General features: G+C 37.2%; 16 protein-coding genes. 5 read left to right on the forward strand and 11 right to left on the reverse strand.

What is annotated here, in order from left to right; genetic code table 11:
* Positions 1 to 6: 6 nt before the first annotated feature.
* The 8 genes from CLAN_RS07455 to CLAN_RS07490 all read right to left on the reverse strand — a co-directional run bounded on the left by CLAN_RS07455 (position 7) and on the right by CLAN_RS07490 (position 8,459).
* Positions 7 to 1,218: a beta-ketoacyl-ACP synthase gene (locus tag CLAN_RS07455; RefSeq protein ID WP_100590967.1), complete on the reverse strand. Its 1,212-nt coding sequence runs from the start codon at positions 1,216 to 1,218 to the stop codon at positions 7 to 9.
* Positions 1,212 to 1,931, reverse strand: a complete 720-nt coding sequence (gene fabG / locus CLAN_RS07460; RefSeq protein WP_100590968.1) for a 3-oxoacyl-ACP reductase FabG — start codon at positions 1,929 to 1,931, stop codon at positions 1,212 to 1,214. The genes CLAN_RS07455 and fabG overlap by 7 nt, the downstream gene beginning before the upstream one ends.
* Entirely contained in the window at positions 1,921 to 2,349 is a 429-nt protein-coding gene (locus CLAN_RS07465; protein ID WP_100590969.1) for a hotdog family protein, read from the reverse strand. The genes fabG and CLAN_RS07465 overlap by 11 nt, the downstream gene beginning before the upstream one ends.
* Positions 2,339 to 3,469, reverse strand: a complete 1,131-nt coding sequence (locus CLAN_RS07470) for a beta-ketoacyl synthase N-terminal-like domain-containing protein (protein ID WP_100590970.1) — start codon at positions 3,467 to 3,469, stop codon at positions 2,339 to 2,341. The genes CLAN_RS07465 and CLAN_RS07470 overlap by 11 nt, the downstream gene beginning before the upstream one ends.
* Positions 3,459 to 3,818 carry a hypothetical protein gene (locus CLAN_RS07475; RefSeq protein WP_096014231.1) on the reverse strand — a complete coding sequence of 120 codons (360 nt, stop codon included), beginning with the start codon at positions 3,816 to 3,818 and terminating at the stop codon, positions 3,459 to 3,461. The genes CLAN_RS07470 and CLAN_RS07475 overlap by 11 nt, the downstream gene beginning before the upstream one ends.
* On the reverse strand, positions 3,815 to 5,020 hold the full coding sequence (locus tag CLAN_RS07480; RefSeq protein WP_100590971.1) for an NAD(P)/FAD-dependent oxidoreductase: 1,206 nt from the start codon (positions 5,018 to 5,020) through the stop codon (positions 3,815 to 3,817). Before CLAN_RS07480 ends, CLAN_RS07475 begins: the two co-directional genes overlap by 4 nt.
* A gap of 40 nt (positions 5,021 to 5,060) precedes the next feature.
* On the reverse strand, positions 5,061 to 5,582 hold the full coding sequence (locus tag CLAN_RS07485) for a 4'-phosphopantetheinyl transferase family protein (RefSeq protein WP_096015477.1): 522 nt from the start codon (positions 5,580 to 5,582) through the stop codon (positions 5,061 to 5,063).
* 87 nt (positions 5,583 to 5,669) lie between these two features.
* Positions 5,670 to 8,459, reverse strand: coding sequence for a flagellar hook-basal body complex protein (locus CLAN_RS07490; protein ID WP_167368953.1), 2,790 nt, complete (start codon positions 8,457 to 8,459; stop codon positions 5,670 to 5,672).
* Between the two features lie 159 nt (positions 8,460 to 8,618).
* Between CLAN_RS07490 and dapF the strand changes: the two genes are divergently transcribed.
* The 4 genes from dapF to CLAN_RS07510 are packed head-to-tail and all read left to right on the forward strand — an operon-like array spanning position 8,619 to position 11,317.
* A complete protein-coding gene (gene dapF, locus CLAN_RS07495; protein WP_100590972.1) occupies positions 8,619 to 9,377 on the forward strand; it encodes a diaminopimelate epimerase in 759 nt (252 codons plus the stop codon).
* Positions 9,378 to 9,425: 48 nt separating this feature from the next.
* A complete protein-coding gene (locus CLAN_RS07500; protein WP_096015479.1) occupies positions 9,426 to 10,292 on the forward strand; it encodes a menaquinone biosynthesis family protein in 867 nt (288 codons plus the stop codon).
* Positions 10,293 to 10,559 (forward strand): flagellar biosynthesis protein FliQ, encoded by a 267-nt coding sequence (gene fliQ, locus CLAN_RS07505; RefSeq protein WP_086237127.1) that lies wholly within the window; start codon positions 10,293 to 10,295, stop codon positions 10,557 to 10,559.
* Positions 10,556 to 11,317: a UDP-N-acetylmuramate dehydrogenase gene (locus tag CLAN_RS07510; RefSeq protein WP_100590973.1), complete on the forward strand. Its 762-nt coding sequence runs from the start codon at positions 10,556 to 10,558 to the stop codon at positions 11,315 to 11,317. Before fliQ ends, CLAN_RS07510 begins: the two co-directional genes overlap by 4 nt.
* On the opposite strand, the gene CLAN_RS07515 is transcribed toward CLAN_RS07510, so the two are convergent.
* Genes CLAN_RS07515 through leuC form a run of 3 tightly spaced genes read right to left on the reverse strand, consistent with a single transcriptional unit; the run spans position 11,307 to position 14,014 of the window.
* Positions 11,307 to 12,227, reverse strand: coding sequence for a phospholipase A (locus CLAN_RS07515; RefSeq protein WP_167368954.1), 921 nt, complete (start codon positions 12,225 to 12,227; stop codon positions 11,307 to 11,309). The two genes, CLAN_RS07510 and CLAN_RS07515, sit on opposite strands and share 11 nt — an antisense overlap.
* Positions 12,190 to 12,747 (reverse strand): molybdenum cofactor guanylyltransferase, encoded by a 558-nt coding sequence (gene mobA, locus CLAN_RS07520; protein ID WP_096016509.1) that lies wholly within the window; start codon positions 12,745 to 12,747, stop codon positions 12,190 to 12,192. The genes CLAN_RS07515 and mobA overlap by 38 nt, the downstream gene beginning before the upstream one ends.
* A gap of 1 nt (position 12,748) precedes the next feature.
* Positions 12,749 to 14,014: a 3-isopropylmalate dehydratase large subunit gene (gene leuC / locus CLAN_RS07525; RefSeq protein WP_100590975.1), complete on the reverse strand. Its 1,266-nt coding sequence runs from the start codon at positions 14,012 to 14,014 to the stop codon at positions 12,749 to 12,751.
* Positions 14,015 to 14,083: 69 nt separating this feature from the next.
* On the opposite strand from leuC, the gene CLAN_RS07530 reads away from it, so the two are divergent.
* Complete coding sequence (locus CLAN_RS07530) at positions 14,084 to 15,394, forward strand: NFACT RNA binding domain-containing protein (RefSeq protein ID WP_100590976.1); 1,311 nt, start codon at positions 14,084 to 14,086, stop codon at positions 15,392 to 15,394.
* The last annotated feature ends 1 nt before the right edge of the window (position 15,395 follow it).

Raw genomic sequence — 15,395 nt, forward strand, 5'->3', positions numbered from 1 at the left:
CCTTTATTAAAGTTTTTTAAATATCAAACTAGTATTTACCCCACCAAAAGCAAAGTTATTACTCATAACAAACTGCGTATTTATCATAGTTTTTTCTCTTAGATAGTTGAGTTTAGCGCACTCATTATCTATATTTTTTAAATTGCGAGTTGGATAAAATTCATTTTCATTCATCATCATTATACTAGCAATCGCCTCGATAGCACCGCACGCACCAAGAGTATGGCCGATATGCCCCTTTAATGAACTTATAGCTATATTTGAGCCAAAAAGCTCATTTGTAGCGATACTCTCAGCTATATCGCCATGCTTTGTAGCTGTAGCGTGAGCATTGATATAGCCTATATTGCTTGATGAGATTTTCGCATCTTTAAGGGCGAATTCCATCGCCTCTTTCATAGTTTGAGAATTTGGGCGTGTGATATGAGTCCCATCACAAGTAGAGCCAAAGCCTACTACTTCAGCAATCGCCCTACCACCACGCCTTTTTAGGCTATCTTCACTCTCTAAAATCACATAGGCTCCACCCTCTCCAAGCACCAAGCCATCCCTATTGACATCAAATGGAGCCGGGGTAGATTCTGGCGTATCATTTTTGGTGCTAGTAGCATAGAGTGTATCAAAGACATAGGCCTCACTAGCACAAAGCTCCTCGGCCCCACCTGCTATCATAGCTTCACAAATTCCATATTTTATACTCTCATACGCATAGCCAATAGCGTGAGACGCACTAGTACAAGCGCTTGAAGTTGGGATAATACGCCCTGTTAATTTATAAAATAGAGCTATATTGGCCGCTGTTGTGTGTGGCATCATCTTTATATAGGTATTTGCGTTACAATCACTCTGTCCATCTAATAAAAGCCTTGCCATTGAGGCTATCGCATCGGTGCTTCCTGTGCTGCTACCGCTAGCAACGCCAAATTTGGATATATCGCTATTATTTAAACCAGCATTTTTTATAGCAAGCCCAGCCGCTTCTACTGCGTATTGTGATACACGCCCAAGTGAGCGAAGCTGCTTTCTATCCCACTCTTTTGGCGGTTTGTAGCCATCTATGGGCGCTGCGATTTTAGTCATTAAATCTTTATATTTATCCCACTCGCTCATGTATCTTATGGCGCTCTTATTCTTATCAAGAGCGGTTTTAAACTCTATCCAGCTTTTACCAAAGGCGCTTACAAAGCCATATCCACTTACAAAAACCCTATTTAGCATAATCCGCCATTTACTCCTATAACCTGCCTTGTGATATAACTCGCATCTTTACTAAGCAAAAACTCAACCACGCCACTCACCTCATCTACGCTACCAGCACGCTTAGCTGGGACTGCAAATTTGATGAAATCTTCATTTATATCGCTTGTCATATCAGTTTGTATCACTCCACAAGCTATTGAATTTACTGTTATATTGCGACTAGCAAGCTCTATAGCTAGGCTTTTGATAGCCCCATCGACTCCGGCCTTGCTCGCAGCGTAGTTGCTTTGGCCTCTATTGCCTATAACACCACTAACTGATGTTATGGCGACTACTCGGCCTGGCTTTTTAGTGCGGATTAGAGGCATTAAACTTGGATTTAAAACATTATAAAAACTATGTAAATTCACATCAATTACCCCCTTCCACTCATTTTCGCTTAAAGCTACAAAGGTATTATCGGCTGTGATTCCTGCATTTAAGATAATAGCGTAAAATGCTCCATTTTTCTCGATATCATCTGTTATAACCTTACGAGATTGCTCAGTATCACTAACATCAAATATAAGCTTACTGCCAAAACTCTCCTCAAGCTCATTTTCTAAGCTTTTTAACTCATCACTATCGCTTCTGGCATTTATCACAACCTTATATCCAGCCTTACCAAGGCGCAAAGCTATAGCCCTACCAATACCCCTAGAACTACCTGTTATCAAAACTCTATTTAGCATTTTTCAACTCCAAAAACTGCTCTTTGCTAGGACTTAAAACACTCAAAGTAGCCTTAGCTACTAGCTCATCTTTAAGCCAAATTTCACTCTGCCAAACGCCAAAACCACTCTCATCTTGTATAGAAACGGCTGATTTTATCACCACTTCATCCCCGATATTTAGGCTATTTTTATAAATTTCAAAATCCCTAGCACTAAGTAAAAATCCAACTCTAAATTTATCCTGACTCCAAATCCCCTTATAAGCCCCAAGGCTTTGCGCCATCATCTCAATAGCCTTATAGGTATGAAACACCCCGCCATCCAAAAAGGCATTTTGCGGTTTTATAACCCCTTTAACCTCGATAAATCCATCGCCAAATTCGACCACCTCATCTATCAAAACCATATCCCCACTATGAGGCAACTTAACTCTCATCATCTACTCCAACCACCATACCAGCGTTATCTCCGCCAAAGGCAAATGAGAGATTCAAGCAGTTTTTTATCACACTTTTAGTGCTTTTGGTGGCCAAATTTATCGGCAAAAGATCGCCATCAAGCTCATCTAGAATTTGCATAGGGATCATTTGGTTTTTTATCGCCATTAGACAAATTCCAGCTTCCACCGCACCAGCAGCGCCCAAAGTATGACCGATATTTGCCTTTATACCACTAGTTGGGGTATCAGCTAAGGTGTTAAAAATCGCTTTTGACTCCATTATCTCATTTGCTTGTGTGCCTGTTGCGTGTGCGTTAATATAATCAATTTTGTATTTTGAAGTTAGGCTATTTATAAGCTTTATCTGCTCTGTCGCCTCTGGATTTGGCTGCGTGATATGAAAAGCATCGCAATTTGTCTCAACCATCTTTAATCTATAATCTGAAATTTTATCACGACACATTAAAAACGCAGCCGCCGCCTCGCCAATATTTATACCATCTCTATCTTTGCAAAATGGCCTAGATGGGTTATCTGATAAGACACCAAGCGAGTCAAATCCAAGTAAAGTAAGCGAGCTTAAACTATCAACCCCGCCTACAATCACAGCATCACAAAGATCTAATTTTATAAAATTCCTAGCGCTCTCAAATGCCTTAATCCCAGAAGTACAAGCAGTAGAAACTCCCATACTAAGCGATTCAAGCCCCAAAAACTCACGCACAAAATTAGCCGGATTAGATAGGGCGTTTCTACCCATTATAAATTTATCACTACAAAATCCCCCATCTCTAAAAGCCTCATAATTCTCCTCCATGCCAGCTGTAGTAGTACCGATCACCACGCCGATACGATCTTTGCCATATCTTTTAATAGCGTTTTTTATCTCATTTTCTAAAGCCAAAATAGTAGCTAGGAGAATTTGATTGGTTCTGGTTTGATACATTTTGGGTGTATTATGGCTGAAATTTGGCAAGGATAGATCTATTTTGCCAACTAGCATATCTTTATTTATAAAATTCTCTTTTTTAAATGCTCTTTTGCCATCACAACAAGCATTAAAAAGTGCATCTTCATCCCCAAAGGGGCTAAAAATTCGTGGTAGGCTAAGATACATTTTTAACCTTATAAATTTTATTATCTATCTTTATTGTAGCCTCTTTGGTATTTTTGCTTAAAAGCTCTAAAATCTCTAAAAATAGCTGATTATAATCACTATTTGGCCTTAGAAATTTAAGATTTTTAAATTCGCTATCTACTAGCTCTTTATCAGCCAAAGGCATACCAAAAGCATCGATCATCACAAATCTATAAATTCCATTTTGATTACTTACAAATAGCCTATTTGCTCTATTTTCATCCGCCACGATAAACTCTTTTTGGTTGAAATTTTCAAGCTTTGGAGCGGTGATTTTGTCTGAGCAACTGGCCAAAAATATAGCAAGAAAAACTAGCCAAAATTTCACCTACAATACTCCCAAAGCGCATTTAACGCTTCATCGCTTCTACTAACATAAGGATTGCTCTCATCCCACGCATAACCAGCTAAGACAGAGCATATATTTCGCTTTATGGTTTGATTTTTGCCATTGTAGATTACATCTTGGAATTTGGTATTATACCAGCCCTCTACATAAGTTCTAAAGGCATTTACCCCCATCATCAGCGGCTTTGCATACTCTTTTTCTAAATCACAAGGCTCATCTTTTAAAATTTTATTTAGGCATTTTGAAGCTAGTGAGGCTGAGTGCATAGCGATTGTTACTCCAGAGCTAAATACTGGATCTAAAAATTCAGTCGCATTGCCAAGCATTATAAATCTATCGCCATAGAGTTGGCTAACATTTTTAGAATATCCTTGGATATATCTAGCTGGCGTGTCCCAAATAGCATTTTTTAATAATCTATTTAGCAAAGGTGCTTTATAGACATGGGATTTTAGCGTCTCAAGCTCATTTAAATTTTCTATTTTAATATACTTATCTTCACCAACCACACCTATACTACATCTACCATTACTAAATGGTATAAGCCAAAACCAAACACCTCTATACTCTGGGTGAGTTGTGATTAGAATTTTATTTCTATCATATAGTGGCTCTGTGATATTATCTGTAATATGAGTGAAATAGGCCTTTTTCTCGCTCAAATGGCTCTTTACTTCAAGCCCCAAAAGCGTAGGCAACACACGAGAATACCCGCTAGCATCTACTATAAATTTCGATTTTACAACCTCCCCATTACTAAGTGTCGTAAGCACAAAATCCTTTTGAAAGTCTATATTTTTAGCTTCGGTATTAAAGCTCACTTCAACGCCTTGCTTGATCGCTTCATCTATCAAAAGCTTATCAAATTCGCTTCTTATCACCTGAAAAGTCGTCCCATATCCAGGAGTGCTCTTATCACAAAAATCAAAATATCGATACTCATCGCCCCAACTAAAAGAAGCGCCATTTTTATACTGAAAGCCATATCTATTTACCGCATCCAAAAATCCCGCTTCTTCTAAGTAATTCATACAATTTGGCAACAAGCTCTCCCCTATCACAAAGCGTGGGAATTGCTCTTTTTCAACGCAGTAAATTTTAAAACCATTTTTACGCAGCAAAGCACTACTTATTGATCCGCTAGGGCCAGCACCTATGATTAGCACATCGACATTTTTCACAACTTTTCACCTTGATTTGTTTTGAATATTTGTATTCTATTTAAAAATAGATTAAAATAATCTGATTTTTATTAAATTTAGACTTAGTTGTTACTATTGTGATTAAATAATTATTAAATATGAAAAAATTTAAGTTTAAATTAGTAGAGATATGGTTATAATTTGCCACTTTTAAATCTGAAAAATTCAATCCATTAAACTTTATAAAAGCCTCTTTGGCTGTCCAAATCTTATAAAATTCCAAAATTTTATCGCTTGATCTTTGCCATAATGCCCTCTCGTCATCATTAAAGCAAAATTCCACCACTGAATCAAAATTTCTACTTTTTAACTCTTCGATATCAATCCCGATTTTGCCCTTACAACGAGCGATGGCGGCTATATTTTTCTTATGTGATATACAGATATGATCTTTTAATTTAAATCGCCATTTTAAAGCTCTAGATATTATAAAGCCGCTATTGCCCTTTAAATTTCTATGCTTTTTTAATCTTCGCTTATCTTTTTTATATAGTTTAAAATTGTTAATTGCTCTTTGAGATATGTAAATTTCAATTTTCATCTTAGATTGATTAAATTTATTTGAAGTTTAAAAATATTAAAGATAAAACCCCAAAAAGCATTTAAAACGCCTTTTGGGTTTATAAATTTATTGCTTAATTTGTAATAAAGCTGTTAGCATTTGGTCACTTGTAGTGATGGTTTTGGAGTTGGCTTGGTAGCCTCTTTGGACTACAATGAGTTGAGTTAGAGCCCTACTTAAATCCACATTACTCATCTCCAAAGCACTTGCTGTGATAGTCCCACGCCTACTAGTTCCCGCTGCGCCAAAGACTGGATCACCGCTATTTGCCGTTTGGCTAAAGATATTTCCGCCCCTAGTCTCTAAGCCTTCGTTATTTGTAAATACCGCTAGGCTCACTTGCGCTAAGCCAAAGCTTCTACCATTACTAAAGCTACCTATTATCGTTCCTGATTCATCTATCCTTGTGCCTGTTAGGTTACCGGCGGCGTAGCCATCTTGGACGATATTGTCAGTTGAGCTTGGGTTATCGTTACTTCTTAGGCCGTTTGAGTCGCCGATTTTACCGAAATTTAGCTCTATATTTTGGCCGGGAGCTGAGCCGTTATTGGCTGTGAAGGTCAGCGTCGATGGGGTAAAGCCTAGTAAGGTTCCATCGTTATTAAACCTTGCTGAGCCTGATATTACATTTGATACAGCGCCATCAGCATTTAGCACACCTGGCTCTGGGACTTGGATGAGAAGAGACCACTCGGTGCCATTTTCTGGACTATAACTCACCTTTCTCCACTCAAATTTAATCTCATGTTTAGAGCCTAAACTATCATAAATTTCAGTTGTAGCAGCGTGGCTAGACATTGTAAGGTTGCTACTAACTCTTGAGCTAGTTCCTGTGCTTAGGCCACCGCTAAGGCTTTTGAATACATCAGCTAGGGCTGAGTTTTCATTGATATTTTGTGCTAGATTGCTATAGCCTGTAACTGAAATTTGCATATTATAGTCATTGATATATGTATCTTGATTTGATGGGACTTGTTTTTGGCCATTTGCGTCAGTAAAGGCATTTGGGCTATCTTTTACCGGATTACCACCTGGACCAGCTGGGTTTGCTTGAGTCATATGACCATCATTTTGGCCGTAGCTAGCATCACCGGCTGGGTTTTCAAAGACGAATTGACCCTTTTCATTGACTGTTACTTTCACCCCATCATTTAAATTCGTATCTCTATATGTGGCGTTGCTATGTTCGTTACCGGTTGGAGCTGGTAAGCCATTAGCGGCGTTATTATTAGCATCTGGATTTCCATCGGCATCTAGCGGAGAATTCCACTCTCTTGAGGCGAATTCGGCCAATTTGTCATTAGTTACTAACTCTCTTACAGCTTCTTTTAGATCATTTATAGTGGTAATTTGCGCATTATTCATTATTTGATTTGATGAGTTCAATATATTTACCATTACGCCTACTGCAGCTTCAGAAATCGGTTCTGTTACGGCACCATTAGCTTTAAAACCATTAAATGTAGCTTGTGTATCTTGTAATGCTCTTTGTATTTGCTGTTGTACATTTTGTTTAGCTGTTTGTACATTTCCGTTTGCTGCGTCAATAATGCCTAATATTTTATTTGTGATATATGTCGCACCATTTACGGCATTTGAGACATTAGAACCACTATAATTGACATACTCTCTAGCGTCTGTTTGCATAGCTTTTCTTAGATCTTCTGTGGTTCTAACTACCCTAGCAGCACTATCGCTATATAGATGACCCGCTTCAGTGCCAGCAGCTGATGAATAGGTGTATTTATATGCGGTTATGATATTTGTGCTTTTGATAGATGTGCTATCATCTTCATATGTTTTGATCTTGATATTTTTGGATTCATCGGTGGTGCCGGTGTTGTTGTTGTTTGTTAGTTGGAGTTCGTTGCCATTTATTACGGTGGCTTGGACGCCTGTTTTGTTAGTAAATTCATTTATCTTTTTGGCTACTTCATCCATGCTAGCGATGGTAGTAGCTGGTATCTCAATGCCATTTAGTGAGATATGTAGGGTGCGATTTTGCGCTTGGTTGTTATTTAAATTATTTAAAGGGCCGAATGTAACCTTCGCATCAGCGTAGCTGACCCACATACCTTGACCCTCTCGTAGATTTATCCCTTCTCCTGCGCCGTTAAATACCACGCCTAGATCCACGCCGGCTTCCTTTACTGCTACTTCTTTGTTTGAGTTTATATAATATGTGTTGGTGTTTAGGTCGTTTGGATTTTTTGCTTCACCATCATCCCAAAGGCCATTGCCATTAAGGTCTAAAAAGTCGTTGAATTCATCTAGCGCATAGATTGGGGAGCTTTTGGTGCCTATGTTTGAGCCGGAATTTAGATTGGCGATGATGGCTAGCTCGCTAGTTGGATTAGCCTCCATAGACATACCTGGTTCTATAACGATATTTTTAAGCGGTCCGGTAGGATCTATCATGCCGGTGTCCTCATTTCTTAACCAACCTTGGACTATATAACCATTGCGATCTACGAAATTCCCCACAGAATCTAGGCTAAAATCCCCATTTCTAGTATATAGATAGGTTTTGCCACCATCTGGTGATACGACGAAAAATCCATCGCCTTGGATCGCCATATCGCTTTGTTTATCTGTGGTTTGGATGGTTCCTTGCTTGAAAATTTTGGTTACTGTATTGACTGTGGAGCCAAGGCCGATTTGCATAGAGTTTTTACCGCCTAGATCGCCTTGTGGAGCGGTGGCGACTTTTTGAGTCTGGCTGAATAGATCCGCAAAACTCGCACGAGAATACTTAAATCCTACGGTATTGACATTTGCTATGTTGTTACCTTCAACATCCATTGCTACTTGGTGCGCCTGAAGACCAGTAACTCCAGACCATAATGCGCCCATCATGAGAAATCCTTTATTTTGGAATTTGTTTTGGGCAATTTAAGCAAAAGCCGTTCCATTTGACTATAAATTTATGATATTGGAATTTGAATTTTAGATGAGATAAAAGCAAATTTGAATTAATTTTATGCTAAAATCTCGCATTTTTCTTTAAGGATATATATGCAAATTTCCAAATATAACGCAAGTGGCAATGACTTTATAATCATTCAAGCTATTGAAAATTCCAAATTTTTAAGCCTAGATAGATCGGCTCTGGCTCTTAAATTGTGCGATAGATTTAGCGGTGTTGGGGCTGATGGGTTAATCATCATTAAAGGCTCTAAAGGGGGTAGCGATTTTGCTTGGGAGTTTTATAATAGTGATGGGAGCGTGGCTGCGATGTGTGGCAATGGTAGTCGTGCGGCTGCTTTATATGCGTATAAAAATCAAATTTGTAATAATATTTGTAGCTTTGAAACTGGCGCTGGGATAATCACTGCTAAAATAGGTAATGATATGGTAGAAGTGAGCCTAAGTGAGCCAAAAAAACTAAGTGAGCCATTTAATGAGATGGGATTTGAGTGGAGCTTTTATGATACTGGGGTGCCGCATTTAGTGAGCTTTGTAGATGATTTGGCTAAATTTGATTTAGAGATTTGTAAGGCAATGCGTAAAAAGTATAATGCAAATGTAAATTATGCTAAATTTGATGATGAAAAGCTCTTAGTTAGGACTTTTGAGCGTGGTGTGGAGAATGAGACTAATGCTTGTGGCACTGGGATGGCGGCGGCGTTTTTTACTGGGTTTGAGAGATTTGGCCTGGGGGATAAAATAGCTGTAATCCCTAAAAGCAAGGAGATTTTAAGCCTTAGATTTGATGGGGCTAGAATACATTTTGGTGGTAGGGTAAGCCATATTTTTGATACGGCGATATATTAGAAATTTAGCTAAATTTAAGTAATATTAGCCAAAATACAAAGGATAAATTTGAAAAATATAAGCGTAGCTCACTCGCCTGATGCGGATGATATATTTATGTATAGTGCGATAAATTTGGGCTGGGTTGGTAGTGAAATTTTGCGTTTTAGCTCTAAAGCTGATGATATAGAAACGCTTAATAAAAGTGCTTTAAGGGGTGAATTTGACGCTAGTGCGATTAGCTTTGGGCTATATCCATTTATATGGCAAGATTATGCGCTTTTGCGGACTGCTGTGAGCTTTGGTAATGGATATGGCCCAAAACTGATAAAGAAAAAAGGGGTTAATTTAAAGCCAAATTTCAAGGTTGCTTTGAGCGGCGAATATACCACAAATGCGCTTTTATTTAAAATAGCTTATCCAAATGCTAGGGTGATTTATAAAAATTTTTTGGATATTGAGAGTGCTGTTTTAAGCGGAGAAGTCGATGCTGGGGTGCTGATACATGAGAGCATTTTGGAATTTAGTAGTGAGCTATGCGTGGAGCGTGAAATTTGGGATATTTGGTGCGAGCTTAGGGGAGATGAGAGCTTGCCTCTGCCACTTGGCGGAATGGCGATTAGAAGAAGTCTTCCGCTAACTGATGCGATAGAGTGCGAAAAAATCTTAACCAAAGCTGTTAAAATCGCATATGATAATAAAAATTTGCTCTCTAAAATGCTTTTAGAGCGAAACTTAGTCCGTGTCGATGATAAAAAGCTTGAAATTTATCTAAATTTATACGCAAATGATAGCTCTATAAATATGGATGAAACACAGATAAAAGCCTTAAATAGGCTATTTGAGATTGGTTTTGAGCGTGGATTTTATAGTGCTTTGATAAAAGCTGAGCCAAACTTCATCCCTAGTGAGTATCTAAAAAGTAGGATAAGCTAAATGCAAGGCGATCTAATCGGTCTTGGGGTTGAGACCTTTAAACTAGCTTTATTAATCAGCCTTCCGATGCTAATGGCTGGGCTAATCGCTGGGCTATTAATTAGCATATTTCAAGCTACAACGCAGATAAATGAGATGACGCTAAGCTTTGTCCCTAAGATAATTTTGGTCGTTATAGTGATTATATTTTTAATGCCTTGGATGATGAGCCAGATGATTGATTTTACGGAGCGAATTTTAAATATGATACCGACTTTTATACAATGAAGATTGATTTTAGCAAGTATAGCTCTGTGAAAATCGGCGGAATTTTTGAAGTTGAGCTTATAGATGAGACTATCGAGTTTGATGGAGTGATGATAGGTGGAGCAAATAATATTTTAATATCGCCAAATCCGCCTAAAATGGGGATATTAGGCTCTAAATTTGACTATATAAAGCTTGAAAATGGAGTATTAAAAATCGGCGCTAAAACAAGTAGCGCAAAAATATATAAATTCACCAAAGATAATAATCTAGGTGGCTTTGAGTTTATCAAGAAAATCCCCGGAACGCTTGGGGGATTAATCACCATGAATGCTGGAGTCAAAGAGTATGAGATAGGTGCGAGATTAAAATCCATATCCACTTCAAAAGGGATCAAGCATCGCAATGAGTGCGGATTTGGCTATAGGCGCTCAAATATCGATGGCGTGATATTTGAAGCGAGTTTTGATATTAAGGGTGAGTTTGATAATGAGCTAAGTAATTATCTAAACCAAAAAAGATCTAATCAACCAAAGGGCGCTAGCTTTGGCTCATGCTTTGCTAATCCAAGTGGCGATCACGCCGGTAGGCTCATAGAGGCTGCGGGATTAAAGGGATTTAGAATCGGCGGATGTGGATTTAGCGAGATTCACGCTAATTTTTTGATAAATTATGGTGGTGGGAGCTTTGAAGATGCCTTAAATCTTATAAATTTAGCCAAAGAGCGAGTTTATGAGCTTTTTGGGATTAGATTAAGGTGTGAGGTCGTTATCTTATAAAGGCTATACCTAAATTTATAGAGTTTTGGTATCTATCATAGCTTTGAAGGCTCTTAGAATAACCGCTAAATCCAGATAGATATAGATAAAATCCATTTTTGATAGGGTATAAATAGCCTAATTCTAATGAGCTTTTATTGGTTTTGTCAAATTTAAGATTATTTGTAAAAACTGCTTGAAAAATCGCACCATTATCCATATTGTATTTTAAATTTATATCGCCTCTGCCTTTGTAATTTTGGATATTTGGGTTATCATCTTTGTTATCGGGGATTCTTTGGAATAATCTTGGGGTGATAGTAAGTTTATCAAACTCAAACTCACTAGCGATATATAGCCTATTCCATGATCTTGACAACTCATCATCTTTGCCATTAGAATCGTGTAAAAAGCCAAATTTAAGATTAATTAAATTTCGGTATTTAAGCGGAAATTCTACAAACAACTCTGGCCGATAATTCGTCTCATAAAATGGCGCCGAATCCGCATACAAATCCCACCACGAAATTTGTGTATAAGCAAAATAATACTTCTCATTAAATCCCAAAATATCATCAAAAATCAGCTTTTTCAAGCTTATTTGGAATTGGCTTGAAATATCCTTTTTAAAGCTATTTGGACTAGAATATGATAACGGCATAAAGTAGTTAATATCATAAGTGCTAATCCCCCAAAATAGCTCACTATCTTGAGCCATTTCATCGCTTGGTTTTTGCTGAAAATCGGCGGTTAAATCTTGCGATTTTGGTTCATTATTTATATTTAGTGATTTTTGGGCTGCGAGCTTGTAATATTTAAGCGCATTTTCCATATCGCCCTTAGATTCGAATTCAAGTGCTTTTTGATATAGCTTATCAGCTCCAAAAGCAAAATTAAATAAAATTAGAGCTATAAAGCTTAGCTTTTTCATAATCATCTTTGGTATTTATATTAAAAAATTGCTTAGAATTTTCAAATTTAATACTCTTAAATTCAGATCTTTTAGCTAAATTTGATAGCCTCAAATCCCCATTTTGGATCATCTGCCTAGCCACTGGGGCAATTTTAGGGTGATAAAATCCGCATAAATAGTGTAGATGCTCCCCATCACTAGCTAAGGTTACTAGGCTATTTGAATTTGATAACTCATATATTGTTTTAGCCTCTATCAAAGGCGTGTCAGCTGCTATTATAAATACTGGATCATTATAGTATTTATCCAAATTTGCTATCACAAAAATCGGTGCAAACTCCGCAAAATCATCTACCAAAACAGGCAAAGGCGGCCTAAATTTCTCACCCTTGGCCGCCACCTTAACCTCATCAAAAATAGCATTTAATCTAAAAAACAAAAAATGTGTAATACTAGCAAAACCACCAAACTCTAGCGTAGTCTTATCCACGCCCATTCTAGAGCTTTTGCCCCCTGCTAGTATCAGAGCATTTTTCACCTTATATATCTCTAGGATCTACGATTTTACCGGCTATTGCACTTGCTGCTGCTACGGCTGAATTGGCTAGATAGACCTCACTAGTCCTATCGCCCATTCTGCCTACAAAGTTTCTATTTGTCGTGCTGATACATCTCTCACCAGCACCCAAAATCCCCATATATCCGCCAAGACAAGCCCCACAAGTAGGATTGCTAACTACTGCTCCAGTTTCTACAAATATATCCATTAAACCCTCTTTTTGTGCTGCTAGGGCGATTTTTTGCGTTGCGGGGGTGATTATAAGTCTTGTGTGTTTTGCTACCTTTTTGCCTTTTAGGATTTTTGCTGCGATGCGTAAATCACTCAAACGGCCATTTGTACAGCTACCGATGAAGGCTTGATCTATCTTGATATCATCTTTAACGGCTTGGCTTACGCTTTTGCCATTACTTGGCAAAAATGGATATGCTATGACTGGCTCTAGCTTGCTAACATCTATTCTTATGATTTTTTCATAGTTTGCCCCATCATCACTATAATGAATTTTTGGCTCACTTCTTAAATTTACCTTGCTCAAAAACTCTCTAGTGATATCATCAACTGCGATTATACCACTTTTACCACCGGCTTCAATAGCCATATTACAAAGGCTAAATCTACTATCCATATCTAGATATCCTATCCCATCACCTGTGAATTCAAGTGCCTTATACAAAGCCCCATCCACGCCTATTTGGCGGATAACTTCTAGTATCAGATCCTTACCATATATATGCTCTGCTGGCTTACCGATAAACTCAACTTTGATTGTAGAAGGCACCTTAAACCAGTTTTTGCCTGTTATCATCGCATATGCTAAATCTGTGCTTCCCATTCCTGTACTAAAAGCACCGATCGCACCATGAGTACAGGTATGAGAGTCAGCGCCTATAATCACATCGCCTGGGACTACAAGGCCTTTTTCAGGTATCAAAGCGTGCTCTATACCCATATCCTTCTCATCAAAGAAATTTGGCAAATCATGCTCATAGGCAAAATCCCTACTAATCTTAGCTTGATTTGCGCTCATTATATCCTTTGCTGGGATATAATGATCCATTACTATCGCAAATCCTTTTGGGTTGGCAAGTTTTTTAGCACCGCTCTCTTTGAAGGCTTTTATAGAAATTGGCGTGGTAATATCGTTGCCTATAACCATATCTATATTGCTCTCTACTATCTGCCCTGCAAAAACCTCTTTGCCTACATGTTCGCTAAAAATTTTTTCTGTTATTGTCTGTTTCATAGCTTTTCCTTTGAGTTTTGACCAAATTTAAAGGCTACATTGTAGCAAAATTTTGGTATAATCGTGCTTATGAAATATAAAATTTTAACCCAAATATCAGAGTTTTTGTCAAAATTTAATAAAATTTCAACCATAAAAAGAGTTGGCGATTTGATGATTGCTATTAAATTTGATGGTAATTATGAGCTTATATTTGATTTAAATAAATCCCACTCATCCATCTATAAAAGCGATCAAATTCAGATAAAAGAGTATAAAGCACCCTTTGATATCTTGCTTAAAAAACGGCTAAATTCGGCCAAAATCCTAAGCATAAAAACCCTACCAAACAATAGAATACTCGCTATCAAAGCAACTCTTAGTGGCTCGTATAAAGAGATTACTACTACTATTTATTTGGAATTTACAGGGCGATTTACCAATGCGATAATTTGTGATGAAAATGGAGTGATATTAGAGGCGTTACACCACTTTGATAACGATACAAGAAGCATAAAAGTCGGTAAAATTTTAACCCCGCTTGATGAGTTTGAGATAAGAGAGAAGCCAAGTGAGATTATAGAGAATTTTGATAACTATTTTATAGATGAATTTCACAAAATCACACTTCAAAATCTCAATCAAATAAAAGCAAATAAAATAGCAAATTTAGATAGAAAAATCGAGCTTTTAAATAGCAATTTAGCCACCTTAGAAACTAAAGAAAATTTAGAAAATAGAGCCAAAGAGCTAAACAAAATAGCAAATTTAATAATATCAAATTTACATAATTTAAATGATTATGATCGCAAGCTAAATCTCATAGATTATGATGGAAATAGCATAAATTTCACTATCGATACCCAACCCAAAATAGCTGCTAATGAGCTATTTAAAACTAGCAAAAAATTGAGACAAAAAGCAAATAATATTGAAATTCAAAAAGAGAATTTGATAACCAAATTAGAGTTTTTAAACTCCTTAAAAAATGCGATAAACTCAAGCAATGATATGAGTGAAATAGAGATTTTATCACCTAAAAAACAAAACCAAAAAAATGAAAATAAATTTAGCGATTTGGTAGAAAATTTCTATATCAATGGCTACAAAATCAGTCTTGGAAAAAGCCAAAAAGGAAATGAATTTTTGCTTAAAAATGCCAAAAAAGATGACTTTTGGTTTCATCTAAAAGACCGCCCAAGCGCTCACATAATTGTCAAATCAAACAAACAAAACTTAAGCGATGAAGTGATATTATTCGCAGCTAGAATTTGTGTGAAATTTAGCACCAAATCAGCTGGAGTTTATGAGGTCGATTTCACCAAAAGGCAAAATCTCAAAATCCAAAATGGAGCCTTTGTAAATTATACAAATTACAAAACTATAGCAATTCAAATTTAAA

It is taken from the genome of Campylobacter lanienae NCTC 13004, assembly GCF_002139935.1.
In the GTDB taxonomy this organism is placed as follows: Bacteria; Campylobacterota; Campylobacteria; order Campylobacterales; family Campylobacteraceae; genus Campylobacter; species Campylobacter lanienae.

Bases quoted from the DNA above. Each gene is read 5' to 3' on its own strand.
- CLAN_RS07455 (WP_100590967.1), bottom strand. From the start codon at position 1,218: ATGCTAAATAGGGTTTTTGTAAGTGGATATGGCTTTGTAAGCGCCTTT.
- fabG (WP_100590968.1), bottom strand. From the start codon at position 1,931: ATGCTAAATAGAGTTTTGATAACAGGTAGTTCTAGGGGTATTGGTAGG.
- CLAN_RS07465 (WP_100590969.1), bottom strand. From the start codon at position 2,349: ATGAGAGTTAAGTTGCCTCATAGTGGGGATATGGTTTTGATAGATGAG.
- CLAN_RS07470 (WP_100590970.1), bottom strand. From the start codon at position 3,469: ATGTATCTTAGCCTACCACGAATTTTTAGCCCCTTTGGGGATGAAGAT.
- CLAN_RS07485 (WP_096015477.1), bottom strand. From the start codon at position 5,582: ATGAAAATTGAAATTTACATATCTCAAAGAGCAATTAACAATTTTAAA.
- CLAN_RS07490 (WP_167368953.1), bottom strand. From the start codon at position 8,459: ATGATGGGCGCATTATGGTCTGGAGTTACTGGTCTTCAGGCGCACCAA.
- dapF (WP_100590972.1), top strand. From the start codon at position 8,619: ATGCAAATTTCCAAATATAACGCAAGTGGCAATGACTTTATAATCATT.
- fliQ (WP_086237127.1), top strand. From the start codon at position 10,293: ATGCAAGGCGATCTAATCGGTCTTGGGGTTGAGACCTTTAAACTAGCT.
- CLAN_RS07510 (WP_100590973.1), top strand. From the start codon at position 10,556: ATGAAGATTGATTTTAGCAAGTATAGCTCTGTGAAAATCGGCGGAATT.
- CLAN_RS07515 (WP_167368954.1), bottom strand. From the start codon at position 12,227: ATGAAAAAGCTAAGCTTTATAGCTCTAATTTTATTTAATTTTGCTTTT.
- leuC (WP_100590975.1), bottom strand. From the start codon at position 14,014: ATGAAACAGACAATAACAGAAAAAATTTTTAGCGAACATGTAGGCAAA.
- CLAN_RS07530 (WP_100590976.1), top strand. From the start codon at position 14,084: ATGAAATATAAAATTTTAACCCAAATATCAGAGTTTTTGTCAAAATTT.